The following is a 22,514-nucleotide window of genomic DNA, read 5'->3' on the forward strand; positions in this document are numbered from 1 at the left end:
GCGTAAAGGTACATCTCGGAAACGAACGTACATTATACGCATGAATACTAATTCCGGAGCGTACATTAACCGCTCAGATTATCCATCTTCCGAAATACACTTGGTGAAATGCCTCGTACACGCTTGAATGCTCTGCGGAAGGAATGCGCGCTGTTATATCCCGTAGAAAGAGCGATCTCATCTATGGTTTGCCCGCTTTCTAACAGCAGACCAGATGCTGCATTTATTCTCACCCGCTCCACGTAATCCGAAAGATTCTCTCCGGTATGCTCTTTGAATAGTTGGGAGATGAATTTTTCCGATTTACCCATATGTTCAGAGATCCGACATATCGTCAGAGTCGCGTCCCCATAATTATTTTCAATGTAACACGTAATTTCTTGTACGGTATCCGCATGTGTTGATGATCTTTTTCGCAGGACTTCCTTGCACATCTCTTCTGTTAGCCGTTTGAATTTGCCTCGTAATACCATAATGGAATCGGTGATCTGAATACTTGCGACACCGTTTTTGTATTCTTCTGCAAAGGAATCATCGTGTTTGATTTTGGGCTCATCCAGCTTGAGGTATGTTCCCTTTAACTCCATAATAAATTGCTGTGCCATCTCATAGGAAAGTTCGCGCTCTTCGAAATTGCGTACAAACAGCTGATCCAAAATACGAAGACCCTCTTCCAGTTCTCCTGCCTTGATCGTATTCAGCAAACGCTGTTCTGACTCAATGGGATAATAGTACATTTCATTTTCCTTCAATGTATCTTCAAATCGAATAAGCTCATCTGCTCCCATATGAATCGCATATTCCATGGCTTGTTTGGCTTCATCAAATGAACGGCCTACGTCATTCCAAACTTCGTACGCAGCTCCGGTACCGATTGTTGTTGATATCCGGTATTCCGTATAAATGAGTTCGGTTAATCTGCTGAGTTCAGACTCACAATGAAGGATCGCTGTATCCAGGGGCATATCGGATACGGGACACATAAAAGCAATCTGATCTGTGCCCCAGTCCGTCATCAGCACATCGGCGTTCCATTCTGTCATCGTCTGTCTGATAATCAATTTCGCCACACCAAGCTCCTGAATCATTTCTTCGCTATCCAGACTGGCATAACCGTTCACCTTGAGCAGACCAGTGATTCCCTGGCTGTTCTCAATGGATAGTTGTGTCTGAGAAGAAATGGCTTCCAGCTCACGAGTAGTATAGAACTCACCTGTAAGCAAACGTTTGATGAATCCATCTCGCAAGAGAGGAATTTGTTCATTCAGTGCGTTCTCCAGCGACTGATTATTGGCAATTAAAAGATGAATATGGCTAGCCAGAAAATCATACTCATTACGCCTTTTGCCAGAAGGCTCACTAACTTGTTCTCGGAAGGCAGACAACAGTTTATAGATGGGTGCACTGTTTCGATAAGCCAGGATCAGTCCAAAACCCAAGCCAAGCGTCAATGTTGCCAGTGTGAATGCCAGTGTCACCTGTTTAATCTGATCCGCATTTGTCATCAGTGATTTCTCGGGAATGCCCGCCATATAACTCCAACCGTTTCGCTCCGAATGAATGGATATTAGCAGTCGCTCACCTTCTATGGGCCGAACCTCGTTCAAATCGTCCCCATAATTTTGCGCCAAACGCTGCGCTTCCCCCTCTTCAATACCGCGTGAAAAGATAATTTCGCCGTTAGCATCTCTAACCAATGTCCAGCCACCATACTGATCCACAATATTCTGCGTCAGGTTTGCCATCTCATCCTCATCGATTAAAACACCAATCGTAGCCTGCGGTTTATTAAAACTATTCAGCGGCAAGGATTGCAAAAAGGTGATTGCTGGCACATTTGCAAGTACGTTACTGCTGATTTCACGTTTGTAGTTTTGAAGTGGAATAATTTCATTAAAATGTGGTTTTTTCAAAATATTTTCGCTCCACTGCTCGAATGTCATCCCATCCATCGCATTGGCTGCATAATAATGTTCTGGCCTGTAATAGACCGTTGTCGGCGTAATAATGACGTTATAATTCGGAATGTAAATAAAAAAATGAGATAAGTATTCGTTGGTACTGCTGTACATTGATAAACTACGCTGCATTTTGCCTATACCATATACATTGTAAACGTCCAGTGGTTTCGGATCGGCAATCAAACGGTACAGTTCCTGATTAATTGCAAGCTGTCTTGTGAAGGCTTCCACCTGAAGCAGATTTCGCTCAATAATTTCTTTGCCCAGATTCAGGGACTTCAGGCTATTTTCAATGGAGCTCGCCCGAGCCGCCTCAATGGATGCCCTGTAAGAGGCATATCCGGCAATCTGCGGAATCATCAGAATGATGACATACGAAATCAAAAAACGGCGGAACATCGGTGAAAATTTGGACCATAGGAGCTTCATTGTACTCCCCCCTTTTTCTAATCAAGCGCTTACATTTATCGGTTTATGATCATCATTTCATGATACAACGGGCATTTCCGAACAGTGAAGGTACAACTTCTTCCCTATGGTACATTTACACCTATAGCTATACAATACTTGATTTCTATAGTTTAATGTGCAACTTCACGAGACAAAGGCAATGAATAACAACCTTTCTGCTTATCCAATTTTGTTGCAACCATACCTAAATACAATAAAAATAACCTTCTCAAGTCATCAGATGACCTGAAAAGGTTATTTTTTGCCACTAATTTCGTGATGGAAATGTTGATGTTAGTTAATTACTAACGGCTACAAATTTCCACTGTTGGTTCGTTGCACCCGTGTAGGTGTTCTGTTGCAGTTTGGCTCCATCGGTTGTGGAAGCGTTCTCCACTTCAATCGCTTTGTTACTGTTTACATTGATGATGCTCCAGTATCCATTGCCAAGATCATTGACTTTGAAATGCTGGGCGGTCGTATTTAAATTGCTCATAAGCTGAACTGCTTCGCCATTGGTCTGTGTACCGTTACGAATGTCGATCACTTTGTCAGGTGAATTCACACTTGTCAGTGTATAGTTACCGCTCCCAATGGAAGTCAGTACCCACTTCTGAGGATTACCACCCAGATCACTCCACTGTTGCAGCTGGAGATTGTTCTGATCTTGTCCCCCAGGAACATCAACGACTTTGTTAGAGTGCCGGGCTACAATTTTGTAGGTTGCCCCCGAGACCAGACCCGTAGACGGATTGGTTGGGTTGGTTGGATTACCACCGCTGCCATAATTCTGGGAGCGTTCATTGTACCAAGTGAACAAGAATCGTCCCATCGCACTGCGTGAAGCATCTCCATCCCACTTCAGTCCTGCTGTAGGATCTGCGAACGAACTACGTGCACCGGGTTCCAGAATAAATCCATTCATATGTGCAGCGATGCTGACATTACCTGCCGCATTAAAAATTCTTTTGGTATTTGTACCGAAACCTTCGTTACTACCGTTGAACAAGTTCCAATAAGCTGAATCACCTGGTTTGTTCTTGAACCAAGTCACTTCCGTGATGTTGATTGGATATTTATCCGCAGCTGCCTTCACGTTGGTGTTCCATTGATCTTGCAGAATGTTGAAGTTGTCATAGGCTCCGTAACCTGGATACCAGTGAACAGCATAACCGTAGTTGTTCAGAGGGTCAGTCAGCGGATGACTCGCTGTCAGGCTGTAGAACTGATTGTAACCCAGACCTGCAGCCCAGATGACGTTATCTGCGCCCTGATTACGGATGGTGGAGATCATGGAATTTTGGAAGTTACGCAGGTCATTCCAATGATCCACGAAATCATTTTCCCCGTTGTATCCACCCCAGTGTCCGTTGGCAAACGATTTCACCGGTTCATTAATCAATTCGAAGTGAACGTTGTCTGCACTTTTAATCTCTGGACGGGAGGCAAGGTAACCCCAGATTTGATTGAACTTTTGCAAGTTGGCAGCTGTCGTAGCCTGATCATCCTTCAGCGTGAAGTCCAATCCCAGAACAACATATACGCCTTTTGTTTTGGCATACTGGATATAAGGAATGATGACGTTCTGTGTCACAGTCTGTACACCAGCAAAGTTGTATGTACCTGCCGCCACATCTCCCATATCCTGACGATCGATGAACAGACGTACCTGATTCATTTTCCAGCCATGATTGCTGCCATATTTCGGACTGGTATCCGCAAATGTGTCTGTGATGTCTTTCAAATAGGCCAATGTTGCAGCGTGACGATTGTTACCATGAAGGTTGAGATAATAATTACTGTCCTGATACGTCCAGTATGCGCCGGAAGGTTGATGCCAACCATTAAGGAGTACAGGTTGATTGTTGCTGTTCACCAAGTTTTTGCCACTCACTTTTAATTTCCCCATAGGCATACCTACCCAAGCGTCAGCTTGGCTGCCTCCCCATGGAGCAATCGTAATCAGTAATGCCAGAACGAGTAAAAGCTTGCAAGACATCATAAATTTTTTCACTGCTATTCCTCCTGTTTGATTAAATTGGCTTACATTACTGCGATAGGAAGCTGCCGTCGAACCTGATTTATAGCAAGATCAAGATGTAGCCTCATCCAGACTCTGTCGGCGCGCGCTCCCTTAAGCCATTCCATATCCAATGATTACGCTGGTTGTAACACATACGATCAGCCGTAAGCCACTCTCTGCCATTCACCTTATCGATGTAAGCTTCCTTGGTATACTTCTTGGAATCGCTCATGAGATCTGCCTCCTTTCTGCTTGAACATGTTATAGCTGTACACCTCTTCGCTCTAATCGTTCTACCCTACGATACCTGTACGCTCCACGCTCTCCACGAAATAGCGCTGCACGAACAAATAAATGATAATTAACGGGAGGATCGCAAGCAGAATACCTGTATCCTGAATCATGCTCAGATAGAACGGATCGGCCTGAGAAGCTGCACCGTCTGTAACCTGTTGAGCGAGATTGTACGGCAACGAAGATAACTGTGTTGACATGACTTTACTCGAAGTCAGATACGTTGTTGTGTAGAAGCTGTCGTTCCATTGCCATACGAAGGAAAACAGCATGACGGTGACCATGGATGGAATGGCATTCGGCAGCATGATACGAGTGAATGTGCGACTGATCCCTGCGCCGTCCACGTATGCCGCCTCCTCTACTTCTTTCGGAATGCCTCTGAAGAATTGGCGGAATATAAAGATATACAAGCCTGCCTTTAGTGAATTTGCGGTAACGGCTGTCAGAATAAACGGCCAGTACGTATTGAGCAAGTTGACAGGTTTCCCGGAAAACAGTGTCATAAGCCCCATCAGATCAAAGCTTTTCAGATTCAAATATACCGGAATGAGAATGGTTGTTGGCGGCACAAGAATCGTCAGAATGACACCGGCAAACAACCAGTTGCTTCCCTTGAACTTCAGTCTGGCGAATCCATAACCTGCAAGCGCGCATGAGGCTGTAGTCAGCAGTGTTGTTGTTGCGGACAGCGCAAACGTATTGAACAGCGTAGCCCAATAATCCATTACACGAATCGCCTGCTTGAAATTGTCAATCGAGAAGTTCTGAGGAATCCATACAACCACTGCCGAATAGAGGTCTCCCTTGGCCTTGATCGATGTAGAAATCTTCTGGAATATGGGAAATAAAATAACAAAGGAAAGTCCAGTGATCAGAACAAATCGGATGACAGACCATAGCCAGCTCTTCCATTGCTCAAGCGATAATAATCGTGATGTCGTCACGCGGAATGCCCTCCTTTCTAATCTTGATAGAAGACTCGTTTAGAGAAAATGATAGATACAATCACAAGAATAATAGCTATCGCTACGAAATATACCCATGCCATAGCGGAGCTAAGACCAAAGTCAAATTTGACGAATCCCGTATCACGGATCAATTTGGTCATCGCATTATTGGCAAAAGAGTCAATGATCGTATAGATCGCGTTAACAAAAATAAGCGGGCTGACCATCGGAAACGTAATTTTCCAGAATGCCTCGTATCCTGTCGCCCCTTCCATCTTGGACGCTTCATACAGCTGTGGGGAGATGGTCTGAATACCGGCCAGGAAGATCAGAATTTGTACACCCGATTGACTGACAATCTGGTAGATTCGATCCACTGCTCCGCTTAAATACGTAACGATCCATTCACTTACGCCCGCATTGAGCATCAGACCTTCCAGTTCCAATGTGCCAAAAGAACTGCCGCCTGTGCTGTTCTGGTTCACAGCTTCAATCAAACTTGTGCTTTCCAGCGACATAATGACGCCGGATGCCAGAATGACGGGCAGGAAAAAGATGGATCTTGCTATGGCACGACCTCTGAATTTTTGATTCAGAATTACGGCAAGGAACAAGCTGAAAATGACAATAAGCGGTACATTAACAAGTACGTCTGTAATCGACTCAATCAGTGCCCGGTTAAAGCTTGTATTGACGGTAAGTGCCTGAATATAATTGGCAAAACCCGTAAATTGAATGGCAATTCCCTCTGCATTGGCTTGAATCGCGCTCATGCTGTATCGCAGAGATGCGAGCAGCGGAACGAAGAAAAACAATACAAATCCGATCAGCCACGGAAGTACGTAGATGACACCCCACATGGCTTTCTGCTGAGCATACGTACGACTTCCCCATTTGAATTTCAGGATTGTCTTCAGAGCTGCTCACCACCAGTCACATAACTTAAAGCTTCTAGAGTATGGTTCTCCACTTCAACAGGGGAGTCATTGTAATTGACAATCACATATCCTCCGCCTTCATAGGTTGTTCGGTATACACCTTCACTCAAAGATTCATGAGTAATCATTGGACGTCCAGTGAACGACTGGTTTACTTCACTAACTTCGGTATAGATCTCCGCTGCCAGATCAATCCACTGCTCATAATTCGCAGCATATAGATCGTTATAATCCGTTTCTTTCACCACATGGCCCGGAGCATTAAACCAGGCAAAATAAGGGCTGGCTCCGTATTCAATCAGCTTCAGCACATACTGCCTTGCATCGGTATACGTAGACAGATTGTACGGCGAACCGGTATACGGAATACTGCCATGAACGACCAACTGGAAAAACGGAACTTCCTCATCTTCCAGTTTGAAGCGGCTGCTGCTCATCGGTGCATCCGTAAGCCCTGTAACATAAGGCAGCGCGTATGCGTTCCCGCCTTCAGCCACGATGGAGCCCGCTTGTTGCTTAATCTGATCAAAAGCTCTTCGAACCGTATCCAGTGCCTGCGTACGATCCAGCATTTTTTTTGGATTCATATCGCTGTTTAACTGCTCTGCCATATCCTTCAGGGAAATGCCTCCCGCCTCAAGCGGTTTCATGTCCTTGATCATATCTGTTGTCACATCTTCAATCTCATTAGGTGAGAGCACATAGGAAGCAGATAAATCCTTCGCCCGTCGCTCCAAAGCCAGATCCATTGGATACAAGATCGCCGGTTCCTGTGTTAAAGATCGGGACGCCTCACTTGATGGACTGAATCCTTTCTTCGATTGCACGTTCAGTACCGATACATCCGGATAAAATCCGATTCCTGCTTTACTCGTAAAAGCGCTAAAGTCTTTCATTCCCTTTTTCCCGCCGATCACTCCATCCACCTTAATGGAATTGGGCAAGCGGTGGTGCAATCCATCATTGAACCATCCTGCATAACGCACCTGAATGTTGGACACCTTTTTCTCCATCAATTTCGAAAGAATCGCTTTACCCTCATCAAAAGTTGTCAGAGCCTCCGTGGAATTATACGGTATGCCGAGCATATGCTGCCTGGTTGTCATCCCGCCAAAAAGCTTGAGGTAAAACGGGATTGTGGATTGCTCCTCAGACGTTTTCAGTTCGGGAAGTCCTCCATTTTGTACCAGGTATTCCCGGTACAGTGAGGCCAGACCGGAATATGAAGCCTGCTCTGCACCTACAAAAGCGTAACGAACCACGAAGTCAGATGATGTTGGTTTATTCTGGAACTTCGGCAATGTACGAACCATGTCACTGGACTGGAGTGTAATATCACTTTTGTTCACGACATAAAAACTGGGATATACGTTATTGTAACTGTTCAGTTTACCGCTGATATCCGCATTCACCACTGCCACCGCATCCCCTTCTTCGATGATGCCCAGAAACGCGCCTTCTGGACGAATCACGCCAAAGACAGGCAATCTCGCTTTGCTTTCGTTGGAACTGGCTTCACGCAGCTTCATCGTTAAGTCCGGGCCGTAAATATCTTGCTGGTAGGATGGGTATTGTAATTTCCCATTGTTAAAATGAATCAGCGCTCCCGAACCGTCTGGGACAAGAATTGATCCATCCTCTTTGGAACCTCCAGCTCCGAAATACTCCAACACAGACAGGGTGTTGATTGGATACTCTTCTGGAAAATGAATACCTGAAGCTGGCACTCGCACCTTCAACTGCTCTCCGTCCAGTTCATATTCCATCGTGAGCATGAATAAGCGTGGCCCGCTTCGTTCTTGCTCAATGCCATGCTCGGCGTGATCTTTGACAAGGTCTTCCTCTGTGTATCCGGCGTCTTCAAAGGCTTTCAATGCACGGGTCAACTGAAGACCCTGCATGGCCTTGTCAATTCGATTGTATACGCCTTCATCTTTATCTTCCGCATATCCGACTTTCAACGCCCGTTCTCCGGATTTATCAAGCTTTGCCAGCACGTTTTGTTCAAAACGTTCTTTACTTATCTTCACTGGCAGATCTTCAATAGATCTCTCGGTGCTGCCAAATTGATAGTGCACTCGTACTCCGTTTGGCAATGCTTCATAACTTACTTGTTTATGCCGAACACTGTCCGTGTACGAATTAACCATACTGCTCTGTCCTGAACTGTTGAAAAAGCTGAGTCTGGATTGGGAGGACAGAAGGTCCTTGTTAATCCCGGCTGCAATGCCATCCTTCTCGCGTTCTTCCGGGTTACTGCGCCAGATTTCGCCGCTCTTACTATGAACAACGGCAATCTCGGCGGTCTCTTCGTTGATCAACAGCTGCAAAGCATTGTTTCGAGCGATACCGATCATGCCGGGAATACGGGCATCGCTAAATGCAGATTTCAGCTTTTCTCCGGCAGGCAGGGAAGGAGTCTGCACTTGACTAACATCTGCTGCCGTCTCGCGGGCTGCCGACGATGATGAGAACTGGAAACCGCTTAGGAGCAAACTGCTCACCAGCAGTATTCCGGTTATTTTTTTGGCTGCGGCATATTTCATTGTGATTTTCTCCTTCCTAGCCCCGAAGCACTAATTCCTGATAGATAGTGTAAACAAATGATACGATCTGCTGTACAAGACTAAAGAATAACAAGCACAGAAAGGCCATAAAGGCCATAGCTACAAGCGTAAGCAGCATCGTTAGAATGGTTTTGGCAGGTGTATATTGATGCACAGTCATGTTGCCCACAAATAGCAGGTATACTGTCCAGCAGACCGCAATGGCGTTGGAGAAATAATAAAATGCCGTTTCCTGTTGAGAAATAGCAAGACTCAGCCAGATCCACGGGAAATGTACCAGAAACATCGGAACCAGCGCAAAACATGTCGACATAAAAATTTCAGAAAACTTTCCTTCCCCATCCATCAATGTGGTTAATGACCAATTAGCCACACACCAGAACAACACGGGAATGACAACGTACACCATCTCAAGCAGGCTGTTCAGGTACTTGGGATTGTTAAAGTTAATCAGAAAACCACTGTACTGCGCTTGCAAAATTTTAGTGAATACCAGCAACACCATAATCATTAATGAGATCAGCAGTGTCGTTTTTTGATTACGTTCATATTTCAATTCCCAATACCCGTCAAAGGGGTGAAAAATCAGATGCAGCGGGTACTGGTAAAATTGTTTACTTGATGCCTGCATTCGTTGCCCTCCTTTTCTGTCTGCGAACGATGATGACGGTGACGAACGCAGCTACAGCCAGGAATATACCGGACATCACCCATGAAAAATGCTCACGCATCAGTTCTTTTCGGTAGAGAAGAAAAGCTTTGGAATATCCTTTGCGCTCCATACTCTGTTTGAAGTATTGCGCAGACTCGGCATACTCTTTCTGACGAAGCAATGCTTTGCCAATGCCCGCATAGGCATATTCCAGATTCGCATTCATCTCGGCAGCCTTGGCAAACAGTTCCGAAGACTGATCTTCTTCTCCGTTATAATAACTGCGTACAGCATCATGTAGTGTGCGACCATACTCTGTCGTTTGGAACACGGTAATCTCACCAAGCGCTTTGTCCAGTACAAGCATCCGGTCTCCTGCCCGCTCCAGCGCGACAGGTGTATTAAACATGCCCATCCGGTTCCCGATGCCGCCAAAAATATGGAGCAGATAACCGTCGCCATTGTAGGTGAAGATGCGCCCCCTGCTGGAATCCAGTACAGAATACATATCGCTGTCACCTACATCAACATCAATCAGCCGGGATGGTCCAGCTTCCATGGTATACCGCAGATCACCTTGAGGTGCTGAATAGCCTTCTCTCCGCAAAATGTCTGTTCCCTGAGCATTCAACTTCTTGATTGGATCTTTGCCGCGATCTCCACTGGTCGCATAGATGAATCCTTCTTCGTCCATGTCGAGATTAGTGAACTCGGTTGGGGTGAACATGACCATCTGACTGCGTTGTTCTCTGGTGGCGAATCGTTTCCAGAGATATTCGACAGGATCAACCTGAACCCGGTTCGCACCAATGAAGGAGGAGAATTCGCCATCGGCGCTGAACTCCATGAACCCGTCAAATACGCCTGCAGCCATGACATAGATGCGTTCGCCTTTGTCCATCACAATGCGAATAGGCTTGAATTGAAAGTCGTCTTTTAACAAGTCTGACTTCGGTTCAGAGACAATCTTGACCAGCTGTCCCTTGTCATCCAAGTGCACCACCCGATGATTATCCGAATCAGCCACCAGTAAATCCCCTTTTTCTGTTACAAACAGTCCTTGCGGATTTTTAAATTGATCTTCTTTGCTTCCGTTCTTGAACGATTCAATGGTTCGCACAAGCTTGAAATTACGATCCATCTCGACAATTCGTCCATTGCCCGAATCAAGTACGTAAACACGCTCATCTGCGGTAACGTGCATATCACTCGGTTCCTTGAAAGCTGTTATATTCAGCTTCTTGCCTGTAATAATCATCGTTGCTTCATAAGCAGCCGGAGCTGGAACGGTATCACCATAGAAGGAATAATGGTAGGCATTTGGTTCACCGTCTGCACTTGCAGGCAGTGCTGTTGAACTGAACAACAGGAGGCAGACCAGGCCCATGATGATCCATTTCGGTTGTTTCCATGTGCTTTTTCGCGTGCTATCCTGCACTTTGCTGCCTCCTTTCTATTCTTTCATACCTGAAGTAGCCATCGTCTGCATGACACTGCTCTGAGAGATAACAAACAGGGTAATCGGAACAATCATCAGTAGTAGCGCTACCGCAGCACCAACACCTGCTCTTGCAATCCCGCCCTGTACGATCTGACTAAGTGCATAATGGAGCGTTTTGAGATTTTCACTGTAGATAAAACTTCCACCGTCTGTTCCCCACAGAGCCGGGAACTGCAGGATCATAAGTGTAAGCCACGCGGGCTTCACGTTCGGCATGACGATGCTCCAGAAAATGCGATATTCGTTCGCTCCATCGATTTTGGCTGCCTCCAGCAATGCATCAGGAATCTGTTCCATGAACTGTTTCATCAGGAACAGTCCCAGTGAGAACGCCAGAGAAGGTACAATGATGGATGCGTGTGTGTTGATCCAACCAAGCCAAGACATGACCATGTAGTTCGGAATCGCCGTAACATGCGGCGAGAACATCAAGGACAGAATGACAATGGTGAATAATATTTTGGATCCCGGAAAACGGTACTTTGCGAGTGGGTAGGCTGCCGCAGATGCAAGAAGAATATGTCCAGCCGTGCCCACCAATGTAATCAGAAGTGTATTGGCAATATAACGGGACAGCGGTACCCAGGAATTACCCATCAGATTAATCAAATCTGCGAAATTTTCTGTCGTCGGATTGTTCACCCAGAAGCGTGGCGGGAAAATAAACAACTCATCTAGCGGCTTAAAGGCATTGTTGACGGCATAAATCAAAGGAAGTACCATAAATGATCCGAACACGGCCAGCAGCGCAAACAACATGAAACTGACGGTAAATGACCGATTGAGTCTCTTCGGCATGCCGAAGATCGCACGTACTTTGCTGGTCATCGTCATTCACCTATCTTTCTCAGCATTTTTTGCGTGAAAATGTTCGTTCCAAGCATCAGTGCAAACAGGACGGTTGCGATCGCTGAAGCATATCCCATCTCAAAGCGAATCGTACCAAAGTCCATCAAATGCGTGACTACCGTATGCGCAGCATAGTTAACACTTGGGAAACCGGCTAGCGCAATCGAGATTTCGGCTACAGCGAACGATGCTGTAATCTGCATCACTGCACCAAACATCAACTGAGGTCTCATCGATGGCAACGTAATGTACCAGAGCTCCTGCCAGCGATTTTTGATCCCGTCCACCGTTCCGGCTTCCACGAGCGAGCGATCAATCGTCTGCAGACCCGCAATAAAGGCCAGGAAGCTGGTTCCGAGACTAAGCCATAGCTGTACCAAAATGACGATGCCCAGTACATACTTCTCGTTGGCAAGCCATTGGATCGGCTCCAGAATAACGCCAAGGCGCATAAGAAACCCATTCATATAACCATAGCTGTCCCCGGAGAAGATGATCAGCCAAATAAAAAACACATTGCCTGAAATCGATGGTGCATAGAACACCAGTGTCATGACTGCCCTGACTTTAGGAGACAGCTCATTAATGATCCACGCAAACAAAAAACAGGCGACATAACTGAGCGGACCCGTAATAACCGCGAACAGCAACGTGTTTTTGAGTGCAATTAAAAATACATCATCGTTCAGAAATAACCGTGAATAGTTCTGCCAACCGACAAAACGAGGCAATTCCAGCATATTAAAGTGAAAAAAGCTGAGACCGAGTGATATGCCGACCGGAATGACTGTAAACATGAAAAAGATCAGCATAAATGGTGCCATTAATACGTAATAGTGCCTGCTGAGATACAGATTCCTTTTCAATAGGGACCACCAGCCGACCTCGCGTGTATGCATGACAGGAGCGGCGGCTGTCTTGGATGTTTTTGCTTGCAACCGTTACCCTCCCTTTCCTTTATTTCAGATTAAATTCTTTACGTTTCAGTTCAATCTCATCGTCAATATAGAGTACATAGTCAGATAAGGCTTCACGCGGATTTTCATTGGCGTTAACCACCTTACGGAAGGCGTTATCCAGATGTCGACCAGTAAAATAACCCCCTGGCATCTGCGGAATTCCCTGCACCCATTCCCACTGCTTCTCCAGGTTCTTATAATCTTTTACCGGCCAAGGTAATTGCTCTAACGCTTCAATATTAGCTGTTGGATAACGAGCAGCCGCTCCCATCAGACCTTCCATCTCTCTTCCATACTCGATTTGAGTTGATTCATCCGTCCACCATTTCATGAACTTCCATGCCGCTTCTTTGTTGCTGGCATTTTCGAGCATCATAACCGCACTGGTTGCGCTAGCAACCTCATGTCTGATCGAACCGTCAGGAAGTTGCGTGCCTGGTACAATGGTGAAATCCCATAGATTACGGATTTCCGGCGCCAATACCGTCAGCATATTATAGGTAGTGTAATCGGCGATTCCGATCGGCATTTCCCCTGTACGGAAACGGTTCGGGAAATCGGCTTTCAGCGGGAATTTATAATTGGTATAAAATTGCGTCCAACGTTTGAATGCCTCCATCGAGATTTCCGAATCGAGTGCACTTTTTTTTCCATCTTCGGCATAGAAATTTCCATCATTCTGATATAAAAGCATCGCAAAGGTTGCATTAGGAACCATGTTGGCATTGTTCAGCGTATCCTCAATCGGGAGATAGAACTCCATATTGTGCTTTTGCAATACAGCGATCGCATTGTACACATCCTGCCATGTTTTTGGGGGTTCCAGACCTAATTCATTCAGGATGTCCTTCCGGTAAAAGAGCATTGGAAAATGCTGTTGCTCCGGGAGCGCGTATACTCCACCGTCATACTCATAAGGCGTTATTCCGCTTGCCCGGAATCTGCTAGCCACCTCTTTGTAATCCGGGAATTTGCTTAGATCCGCTGCTGCATTTCTCATCGCATAGTTCACGGGGATATCTTCGCCCATTTGCATAGCGACATCCGGTCCTTCCCCGGCCAAAGTTGCAGGCAGCAATATATTCGGCGGCACAAGCCGCAGCTGCACAGATACATCCGTATCCGGCGTGAACGTATCGTCGATCATGCCCTTAAGGACCTGAGCCTGATCTCGTCCGGTGGTGATCCATACGGTGATCGAGTCTTTCTTTTTCTCTACATTACCAATGCTGTCATAGTCTTCGGTGTATGACGCGACATAAGCGCCCAGTTCGTGCTTCACCTGCTGCACCGCAGACGCTTCCGCCTTTGGCATCTCTTGTCCAGCCGGAGCTACGATCAGATAATCCATCGTAATCGGCTGCTCACGTACGGTCAGAATCCACGTACCCAGACCGCCGACATTAATTTTGAACGTATCCAGTCGTTTCGGAACCGTTTCCGGTCTTGCCGCCATATCCTTGAGCTGTACAACCATCGCGTTCAGAATGGCTACCTTGTCGCTTTGTTCTCCGGTTGCCTTTTCGAGATACTCAGCTACGGAAGTGAGGATCACCGCTTGCTTTTCAAAAACCTCCGTCATTTCTGGAATACGTTTCTCCAGTTGATAATCCCGAAGTGGATCAGGTTTGTTGGAGGTAATCATCAATATTTTGCGATACAACTCATTCAATTCAAGTACGCTTGATTCCACGGTTCGAAGTAACGGGGCAATATCACCAAGCGTGACGGTCATGCGCAAGCGGTGTTTACCCTTCTCCAGGTGGAATTGATAAGGTTCTTCTGCACCATTTCCAAGCACTTGTATCTGCCAGGATGGACTGTAATTAAAGCGAATTCGCTTCATTTCTTCAAACGGAGCTTTGCCATTAATGGTAAGACTGCGTGTGGCATAAATACCCCGAAGCTGATCCTGCTTCACTTTTAACGCGATCTGATAGAGTCCGTCCTCAGGTACATCTATCTCCCATTCGACCCACTCCCCCGGAAGCTTCCAGTTCACGCCCCCAATGGCATTGATCCGAATTTTGGATACGTCGTAGGGTTCCAATGATGGACTAGATCGATCCGAGATTGGCGCAAGTGTAGGTGAGGATTTGGTGATCGCTTCTTCGCCTTGAAGCTTTAGCATGACGGGGCTGGCTGCCTTTAACCCTAATGAATCAAAAGTCTTTTGAAGTTCTGCATACGCAGGAACAGCCTCTTCCTGATATAACTCAATGTAATCAATCGCCATACTCTCTCTTAGAGAGGTCAGAGATAATTGCTGGGTACCTTTTTCAAAATAAAACTGGAATGGTTCCTCAAAATACCCGCCGCTGTCTCTAAAGGAAGCGAGTTGCCATTCAGGTTTCTCCACCTGTCTTGGTCTGAGATCGTTGCCACGATCATCCTGCCTAATATGATCTTCACGATTGCCCCATACCCTGTCGAACAGAAGTACATCTGCTTCCCGGAACGGAACTTCCCCGTTTAACTCCAGCTTGCGCTCGATTCCGGAGCTCTTGCCTTCGACAGGATAATAATGAATGCGAACGTGATATAAACCACTCACTTGAACGGGAACATCCCAGCGAATAGTTCCAGATTCGGGTGTAATGACAGCACTGCCATCCAGTCCTTCATATCTTTGTACTACCTTGAACTCCCCGTTATCTGTCTCCGTGTAAGCTTCGCCTTCAATCCTCACGGTTGTGTCCGGTTTGGCTGTGCTCGCATACGTTTCCTGATAATGTTCATAACTTCGTGAATCCCTGTTACCCGCTACAGCTTCAAAATCCTCAAGTGCATGTACTGTCCCAGGGCTCTGATTCTTGGATGGATAGATCACGATGATCGAGAACACCAAAGCCAGAACAAGTGCCAGAATCAGTACCTTTTTCTTACGTGACCGCATGTTTGCATGTATCCCCTTTCCTGAGAGCGTATCAACAATTGAACGATTGACTAGGGCGTGTCTTAAAACTCGCTGAAGTGCATCTTTTACCGTCTTTTCGCCCCCTGCTACGTCACTTTCCCTTGACGTGCCCCGGCACGCCTGCGGAAAACTTCCTTGCTTGGAACGAAAATCCGGCAAAACCTGCTTCCTTCGGATTTTTCAGACACGCCCTACCCGGACAGACCGCACTTGTTACTCGCGCGTTCTGCCCGTATTTAGCAGTGCTTATTTGTATACCTCATCAATTGCGGCCTGGAAAGGAGCCTTGTATTTCTCGATCAATGTAGATACGGACACGCCCTCTTTCAATTCACCATCAAAATCCCAATAAGGAAGGGACGGGAAGGTGTTATGGTCGAGAACAAGCATGCCAGCTGCCACCTCTCTGGCGTTGTTGATATCTGCTTCATCCGTGAGATGTCTCTCCAGCGTGGATTGTTCCGGATAATCATAGATGGAATCAATCTCATTGATTTTTTCCCAGATGTACATCAACTGCTCCGGATTTTCTACCGCTTTAGGAATGGTGATCGCTTGATAACGAGATTCACCGGAGTGGTAGGCCGAAGCGCTCGGGCCTTTAGGATAAGGCAGGAAGCCAATATCATAGTCTGGCATATCTGTTTTGATACCTTCAATCTCGTACATTGCGCCAGAGTACATGAGTGTGTTCCCTTGACGGAAGAAGGTAGCCGGTTCAGTCCAGTCGCCGCCTTCTGTTGGTCTGCCCACTTTCTCTGTAGCCAATTTGTTCAAGAAATTCAATGCTTCTTTGGTTTTTGGATCTTCGAGGTTCTGTTTATCCTCTTTGGTCAGTGAAGCTTCGTTGGAATACAATATCGGTTCAAGCAAGCCCGTTTGAGCAAGTCCCCACGTATCCAATTTGCCGTCATTATTCCGGTCTTTGTTTGCCTGCTTGGCTACAGCCAGGAAGTTATCCCAGTTCCACTCGTCCGCATCAACATACTCTTGCAGCGGCTTCAGACCGAGCTCTTGCATCAGAGTACGGTTGTAGAAAATACCATTGATAAACGAAGACTTATCTTCCGTAAAACCGTAACCCTTACCTTCATATTGCATATATTCCTTGGTTGTTTTTTGATTAAATACTTGGTCGTTTTTAATATAATCATCTACCGGCCATAACAGATCCTGTTTGGTCAGTGCTGGGATTGCGTAGTTTTTACCGAGTCTGACAAAGTCGCCGAGCGGCTCGCCAGCCATCAAGGAGGCTACAACTTTCTCCTGATATTCACCAAAATCGATGGATACATATTCGATATTGAAGTTATGTTTTTTCTTCAGAGCTTCAAGGTTTTCGATTCGTTTGATGTTGTCCGGATTGTTATCTGTAATTTGCATATCCCACCAAGCTACAACTTTGATCGTTCTGCCACCCATATCAAAATCCATTTCGGGTGTAGAATTTTCATTTTTTTTCTCCGTTTCGGCAGGTGCTTGCTCTTCCTGTGGTGCCGGTTTTTCAGGTGCCGGATCTGCAGCAGGTGCAGAACTACAAGCGCTGATCATCAACATGATTGCAACCAAAAGACTCAGCAACATAAACTTGTTTTTCTTCATTGTCTTCCCCCCTGATTGTCGTGTGCTACCACAGTGTAGCCTTCAAATGTAAGCGCAAACAACCTGCTTAAATGCAGGTGTTTACCCGGACAGATTATAGATCAGAGTCATTTGAGTAATGATTCACGGTATTTCATCTGTAATTGGTAAAGAAATGCACTATCTGCAAAATAATGCACATTGTATGCGCTTTCTTTTCTTCCCATAATAAAACTAAGCCTTATTTCAGTTGAACAGTTGATCGGAATATCAGGAGAAGGTGAGGTCATGCTTCATGTACAGTATTTTACTTGTTGATTATAGTTACCGTTTGAATAAAGAGTTTGGACAGCTTCTGCAAGACAACCAATTTCCATTTACAATTACGGATTCGGTCTGTTCTTCAAGTACCGCTCTCGCTGCATTGTCTGATCGGGACTTCAGTGTTGTCGTCGTCCATACAGATCGTTACGATACCGCCGGGCTATGGTTGTGTCATCACATTCGCCAAACAAGTGATATCCCGATCCTCCTACTCGGGGGAAGGGATCAATTCAGACTGGTTCGCAAAGCATTGACCTATCAAGTGAATGATTATTTGCCTTCTCCGGTTAAACCTTCTGCGCTTTTGCATAGTTTACACGGACTTCTGAACAGACTCGGGCCTGTACCTTTGACAAAAAGTCCTGCCATCAAACCTAAGATTCAGCTTAATGGCAAAGCGATGGATTCCAGCCATGTGATTCGGATTGTGAAATCTTATGTAAGAGATCATCTGAATGAAGAGATTACGTTAAAAAAAATCGCCGATATGCTCCATTTTAATTGTGCCTATCTCGGACAAAAATTCAAAACGGAAGAAAAGATTTCCTTTAATGACTACATGCTGAAGGAGCGAATGAAAAAAGCCAAACAGCTTCTCCTGTCCACCGATCTGCGAATTTACGAAATCGCTCTGGAGGTAGGGTATCGCGATATCGATTGGTTTTACAAAAAATTCAAAGCTTACGCCGGCTCAAGTCCCAATGCCTACCGCAGGCAAAAGGCCCATTCGGCTTAAATAGGTATTCTAAAGCTAATTGTAAGTATTACAACAAAACAGAACTTCACATGTTAAAAAATCAAAAGTGCATGCCAGTAAATTCTAGCATGCACTTTTGATTTTTTATTCTGTCTAATGAATAAGACATATCATATGATTTTAATTTTTTTCAAGAGGTTGGAATGTAATAATCAATATAACTGGAAACTAAACTCGCTATACAAAGAACTAATAGTATCCAATTAATCTTTCTACTGACTGATTTCTTTTTCACAATATTACGAGCAATAAAATAAATTAATGTATATAAAACCAAAATAATCAAAAAAGTATATACTAGTTTTCCGATATCCACTCAATTATCCCCTTCTACAAATAATTCAGCTAGTAGTGCGATGCCGTAAGCAACATTTTATAAAGTTCGGATATTAAAAGATTGATTTTTACTGCTGAGACGAACGGGTAAGTAGAGTTTCTCGATACTCCTGGGGTGTCATGCCCATTTGTTTTTTGAACAGCCGGGTGAACGAATGAGCAGATTCATATCCAACCTGAAGCGCGACTTCCCGTACCATAAGCTCCTGATTCATGAGTAGCTCCTTTGCCTTGCGAATTCGGCTATCATCAATAAATTCGGACAAATTAATACCCATTTCCTGTTTGAAAAATCTGGACAGATAAGAAGGATTGAAATGATGCAGTTCTGCCAAGCGAACTAACGTAAGATCTTTTTCCAGATTACCCTTGATATAATTACATAAACTCTGCACGACCAGGTTGGCACGTTGTTCTTCGTTTGAACGTTTGAAATGGACCAGCTCATCCGCTGCCAGATATAGATATTGAACGGCGTCTTTCATACTTGGAAAATGGTCCAAATGAAGCAAACTTCGCTGATCCGGGGTTTTCTGCTTCAACCCCCAGCGATTAAATGCAGCGTAAAAGGTCAGTGCCAGGTGATAATAAGTCTCCATTGCCCGCTCCATCGTCATGTCCTGTTGAAGCAGCTCCCCCACAAGCTCTTCAAAGATATCATAAAAGGATTGAAAACGTCCTGTCTCCAGAAATCCAGACATGGCCTCTACCCGGCTGGAGATCCGTAGTGATTCCTTTGGAGTACCCACTTGAGGTTCCTCGTAATTGTCCGTTAGAACCATCGACATGCCATCTCCGACTTTCATCCACTGCAACAAGCGCAGACGCTCGTATTGCTGTGGAATCTGGAACCATTCACAGCCTCGTCCACTAAGTGTAAATGCTATCGATACGCCAAGTGAAGCAAGACATGATTCCTGCACAAGCTCTAACGTACCTTCCATGTATCTGGTGAAGTGTTGATCTGCATCACCCTGCTCATCTTTTGGCTGTAGCAGCCACACCACATCACCATAGTGATCTGTAACACTGGCGCATTCCGTATATTCCCCCATCAATGATGTTCCAATAATACGAATTGATGCTTGAGTACACCCTTGTTCCGTTTCTGCCAGATCATGTAGCTTGTTCAATCGTCCGAGCACCAGATATACCGGAGAATCAGCTTTCAGATGAATCTCCCTCTCCAGTAGTTCAGCTTGAAGTTGAACCGATACAGCAGCAGAAGCACCTTCCTGAAGAAGCTTTCGGACATATTCATCCTGTCTAAATGCGGTGAGTCGGGATGTAATCTCGCGTTGCTGTTTCAGGAGATTATGCATATCATGACTCTCGCTGATCTCTTCCATGACCTGCTCCACCATGTGCATGACTTTGTCGTACCCTTCCGTCTTGAGCAGATATCGTACGTTATTCATCTGAAAGGCTTGGTATGCATATTCAAAATCACTATGTCCGGTCAAGAAAATAACACGGCACTGAGGCCAGCGTCTCTGAATCTCTTCAGTCAACTCCAGTCCACTTATCCCCGGCATGCGAATGTCTGTCAACACGATATCAATTCTGGATCGCCGCATCCAGGAGAGCGCCTCTGTGGCGGAGTATGCTTTGCATACATCCAGTCGATCCGGCATGTGCCTGGCAAATGTCTCATACAAACTATCCGTAATGATCTCCTCATCATCAACAATTAGAAGTCGATACATTTGTCTTCCCCTTCTTTCCATTGGATTCGAATGACAACCTTTAACCCTTGCAGCTCACTTCGTGATAGAAAAAGTCCGCTTCCTTCGCCAAATGTCAGAACCAATCGTCGATGGATATTCATTAACCCTGTTATGTCGTCCGTCGTGGTCTCGCTGTGCAGGAGTTGTTGAAGATTCTCTATATCTTCTGGCTGAAGATTATGCCCGTTATCTTCCACGGTGATCTCTGCACAAGTTGACTCCATATGGAATTGAATACGTAACAGGCCTTCGGTCGTATTTTTTTCAAGACTATGCTCATATGCATTTTCAATAATGGGCTGGATCACAAGTCGGGGAACCTGAATCTGTTGCATGTTTGGTGGAACTTCCGCGAATTCAACCTTGATCCGTCTGGAAAATCGCAGCTGCTGGATATCTGTATAGATCCTAGAATGGTGCACTTCTTCCTTCAGCGGCACATGATCTGTTCCATTGCGTGTAATGAATCGAAAATATTCTCCGAGCATATTTGTAAATTGCTCGATCCGATCCGTCTCTCCTGTTCTCGCAAGCGAGTTCAGAATAAAAAAACTGTTGTACAGAAAATGCGGATTAATCTGCGACTGGAGCTGCTTTAATTCAGCTCGCTGCATCATCATTGTTTTTTTGAAATCACGGTCAATCAGCAGTTGCAGATTTTCAATCATATGGTTAAAGCGGGAATACAGGAATCCGAACTCATCTTTGCGATGATGCACGATCGGGATATCCAGCACCCCGCCCTCCATCTTTTTAAACCTTTTGACCAGCAACAGTAAAGGAATGTGAATCAGCTTATACGTAGAGTAGAGGTATGCTGAAATCGCAATAAACGATGTGATAGCAAAAATCCATGCCCATTTATAAAACTTGCTCAGAGGTTTGGTAACCATTTTTTCAGGCAGGTACGTCGCGATCGACAAACCAAGTGCTTCCATATGATGTTGGTTCACATGGTACACCGTATCCTCTACGTTTATCTGAAAGCTCTCAAGTGAGTTCTTTTGACTATATTCACGGTAGTTGGCAAGAATGATTTCGCGTTCTTGCCGATCGAGAATAGCAAAGCCTGTGCTTTTTTCAATGAGAAGTGAGGCACTTTCAGGATAGAGATTAAGCTGTGATAGTTCATTCTGAAATGCGGCATTATCCAATTCCACCTGAACAACAAACAGCGGTGCGTCTCCCATCTTACCGGTTAAACGTACAGCACTCAGATTTAAAGCATCGTCTTTTACTGTAAATCGAATGCTCTCTTCCTGGTTCGATGAATTAAAATAATCGTACGAGGCTTTATTGTATTCATCAATGCCCTGCACTGCAGAAATACTCTTGTTGACTGTAGGGATATGTACATGAACGTTCTTGATATAAGCACTACTGTTCTTGAAGGAAGCGAGCCGTTCGGATAAATAATTTAAGATTTCACGTTTCTCAACTTGATCCATGTTGTTCCAGAGGATCGCTAGCCGATTCAGCTTGCGATCCTCAGCAATGTCAAACTGCTGCAGCTCCATCCACTCGATCTCCCGGCTAAGTTCTGTCGCATATTGACTTAACCGCCTCTCAGTCGATAAGGAAATTTCCTGGCTTGCTGTATCATAGCTCCAGTGGTACAGGTACACGCCCAGAAGAATCAAAGGTATAACAAAAACCAGGTAGGTCATAATCAGCCGTGCAAATATACTGTTAAACCACGACTGTGCCGGTATCTTGATCAACGCACTC

The 22,514-nt window shown here is 45.3% G+C and carries 15 protein-coding genes; 1 reads left to right on the forward strand and 14 read right to left on the reverse strand.

Translation table 11 applies throughout. The annotated features are described in order from the left end of the window. Positions 1-65: 65 nt before the first annotated feature. From ACR8BL_RS02635 to ACR8BL_RS02690, 12 genes are all read right to left on the reverse strand, one after another. Positions 66-2,390, reverse strand: coding sequence for a helix-turn-helix domain-containing protein (locus ACR8BL_RS02635; protein ID WP_434751173.1), 2,325 nt, complete (start codon positions 2,388-2,390; stop codon positions 66-68). A gap of 319 nt (positions 2,391-2,709) precedes the next feature. Next, positions 2,710-4,425, reverse strand: a complete 1,716-nt coding sequence (locus ACR8BL_RS02640; RefSeq protein WP_434751174.1) for an RICIN domain-containing protein — start codon at positions 4,423-4,425, stop codon at positions 2,710-2,712. A gap of 91 nt (positions 4,426-4,516) precedes the next feature. Continuing rightward, positions 4,517-4,666, reverse strand: a complete 150-nt coding sequence (locus tag ACR8BL_RS02645; RefSeq protein ID WP_434751175.1) for a hypothetical protein — start codon at positions 4,664-4,666, stop codon at positions 4,517-4,519. A 61-nt stretch (positions 4,667-4,727) separates the two neighbouring features. Further along, on the reverse strand, positions 4,728-5,675 hold the full coding sequence (locus ACR8BL_RS02650) for a carbohydrate ABC transporter permease (protein WP_434751176.1): 948 nt from the start codon (positions 5,673-5,675) through the stop codon (positions 4,728-4,730). A 17-nt stretch (positions 5,676-5,692) separates the two neighbouring features. Beyond that, entirely contained in the window at positions 5,693-6,538 is an 846-nt protein-coding gene (locus ACR8BL_RS02655; RefSeq protein WP_434751177.1) for a carbohydrate ABC transporter permease, read from the reverse strand. A gap of 53 nt (positions 6,539-6,591) precedes the next feature. Next, positions 6,592-9,162, reverse strand: coding sequence for a DUF5696 domain-containing protein (locus tag ACR8BL_RS02660; RefSeq protein ID WP_434751178.1), 2,571 nt, complete (start codon positions 9,160-9,162; stop codon positions 6,592-6,594). A 16-nt stretch (positions 9,163-9,178) separates the two neighbouring features. Next, a complete protein-coding gene (locus ACR8BL_RS02665; RefSeq protein WP_434751179.1) occupies positions 9,179-9,814 on the reverse strand; it encodes a YIP1 family protein in 636 nt (211 codons plus the stop codon). Beyond that, positions 9,798-11,222 carry a hypothetical protein gene (locus ACR8BL_RS02670; RefSeq protein WP_434752991.1) on the reverse strand — a complete coding sequence of 475 codons (1,425 nt, stop codon included), beginning with the start codon at positions 11,220-11,222 and terminating at the stop codon, positions 9,798-9,800. Before ACR8BL_RS02670 ends, ACR8BL_RS02665 begins: the two co-directional genes overlap by 17 nt. Positions 11,223-11,288: 66 nt before the next feature. Further along, a complete protein-coding gene (locus tag ACR8BL_RS02675) occupies positions 11,289-12,170 on the reverse strand; it encodes a carbohydrate ABC transporter permease (RefSeq protein ID WP_397351719.1) in 882 nt (293 codons plus the stop codon). Next, positions 12,167-13,084, reverse strand: a complete 918-nt coding sequence (locus ACR8BL_RS02680) for a carbohydrate ABC transporter permease (protein ID WP_434752992.1) — start codon at positions 13,082-13,084, stop codon at positions 12,167-12,169. The genes ACR8BL_RS02675 and ACR8BL_RS02680 overlap by 4 nt, the downstream gene beginning before the upstream one ends. Positions 13,085-13,142: 58 nt before the next feature. Continuing rightward, positions 13,143-16,040 carry an extracellular solute-binding protein gene (locus ACR8BL_RS02685; RefSeq protein WP_434751180.1) on the reverse strand — a complete coding sequence of 966 codons (2,898 nt, stop codon included), beginning with the start codon at positions 16,038-16,040 and terminating at the stop codon, positions 13,143-13,145. Between the two features lie 267 nt (positions 16,041-16,307). Beyond that, on the reverse strand, positions 16,308-17,663 hold the full coding sequence (locus ACR8BL_RS02690; protein WP_434751181.1) for an ABC transporter substrate-binding protein: 1,356 nt from the start codon (positions 17,661-17,663) through the stop codon (positions 16,308-16,310). A gap of 274 nt (positions 17,664-17,937) precedes the next feature. Here ACR8BL_RS02690 and ACR8BL_RS02695 point away from each other — a divergent pair, with 274 nt between their 5' ends. Continuing rightward, the gene (locus ACR8BL_RS02695) at positions 17,938-18,702 is read left to right on the forward strand and encodes a helix-turn-helix domain-containing protein (protein ID WP_434751182.1); all 765 of its coding nucleotides are present in this window, start codon (positions 17,938-17,940) and stop codon (positions 18,700-18,702) included. Positions 18,703-19,127: 425 nt separating this feature from the next. On the opposite strand, the gene ACR8BL_RS02700 is transcribed toward ACR8BL_RS02695, so the two are convergent. Beyond that, complete coding sequence (locus ACR8BL_RS02700; protein ID WP_434751183.1) at positions 19,128-20,765, reverse strand: response regulator transcription factor; 1,638 nt, start codon at positions 20,763-20,765, stop codon at positions 19,128-19,130. After that, entirely contained in the window at positions 20,750-22,507 is a 1,758-nt protein-coding gene (locus ACR8BL_RS02705; RefSeq protein ID WP_434751184.1) for a sensor histidine kinase, read from the reverse strand. Before ACR8BL_RS02705 ends, ACR8BL_RS02700 begins: the two co-directional genes overlap by 16 nt. Between the last annotated feature and the right edge of the window lie 7 nt (positions 22,508-22,514).

This window comes from Paenibacillus amylolyticus (assembly GCF_051136285.1).
In the GTDB taxonomy this organism is placed as follows: domain Bacteria; phylum Bacillota; class Bacilli; order Paenibacillales; family Paenibacillaceae; genus Paenibacillus; species Paenibacillus amylolyticus_F.

Bases quoted from the DNA above. Each gene is read 5' to 3' on its own strand.
- ACR8BL_RS02665 (WP_434751179.1), bottom strand. From the start codon at position 9,814: ATGCAGGCATCAAGTAAACAATTTTACCAGTACCCGCTGCATCTGATT.
- ACR8BL_RS02680 (WP_434752992.1), bottom strand. From the start codon at position 13,084: ATGCATACACGCGAGGTCGGCTGGTGGTCCCTATTGAAAAGGAATCTG.
- ACR8BL_RS02670 (WP_434752991.1), bottom strand. From the start codon at position 11,222: ATGGGCCTGGTCTGCCTCCTGTTGTTCAGTTCAACAGCACTGCCTGCA.
- ACR8BL_RS02655 (WP_434751177.1), bottom strand. From the start codon at position 6,538: ATGTGGGGTGTCATCTACGTACTTCCGTGGCTGATCGGATTTGTATTG.
- ACR8BL_RS02700 (WP_434751183.1), bottom strand. From the start codon at position 20,765: ATGTATCGACTTCTAATTGTTGATGATGAGGAGATCATTACGGATAGT.
- ACR8BL_RS02690 (WP_434751181.1), bottom strand. From the start codon at position 17,663: ATGAAGAAAAACAAGTTTATGTTGCTGAGTCTTTTGGTTGCAATCATG.
- ACR8BL_RS02660 (WP_434751178.1), bottom strand. From the start codon at position 9,162: ATGAAATATGCCGCAGCCAAAAAAATAACCGGAATACTGCTGGTGAGC.
- ACR8BL_RS02645 (WP_434751175.1), bottom strand. From the start codon at position 4,666: ATGAGCGATTCCAAGAAGTATACCAAGGAAGCTTACATCGATAAGGTG.
- ACR8BL_RS02675 (WP_397351719.1), bottom strand. From the start codon at position 12,170: ATGACGATGACCAGCAAAGTACGTGCGATCTTCGGCATGCCGAAGAGA.
- ACR8BL_RS02685 (WP_434751180.1), bottom strand. From the start codon at position 16,040: ATGCGGTCACGTAAGAAAAAGGTACTGATTCTGGCACTTGTTCTGGCT.
- ACR8BL_RS02635 (WP_434751173.1), bottom strand. From the start codon at position 2,390: ATGAAGCTCCTATGGTCCAAATTTTCACCGATGTTCCGCCGTTTTTTG.
- ACR8BL_RS02695 (WP_434751182.1), top strand. From the start codon at position 17,938: ATGTACAGTATTTTACTTGTTGATTATAGTTACCGTTTGAATAAAGAG.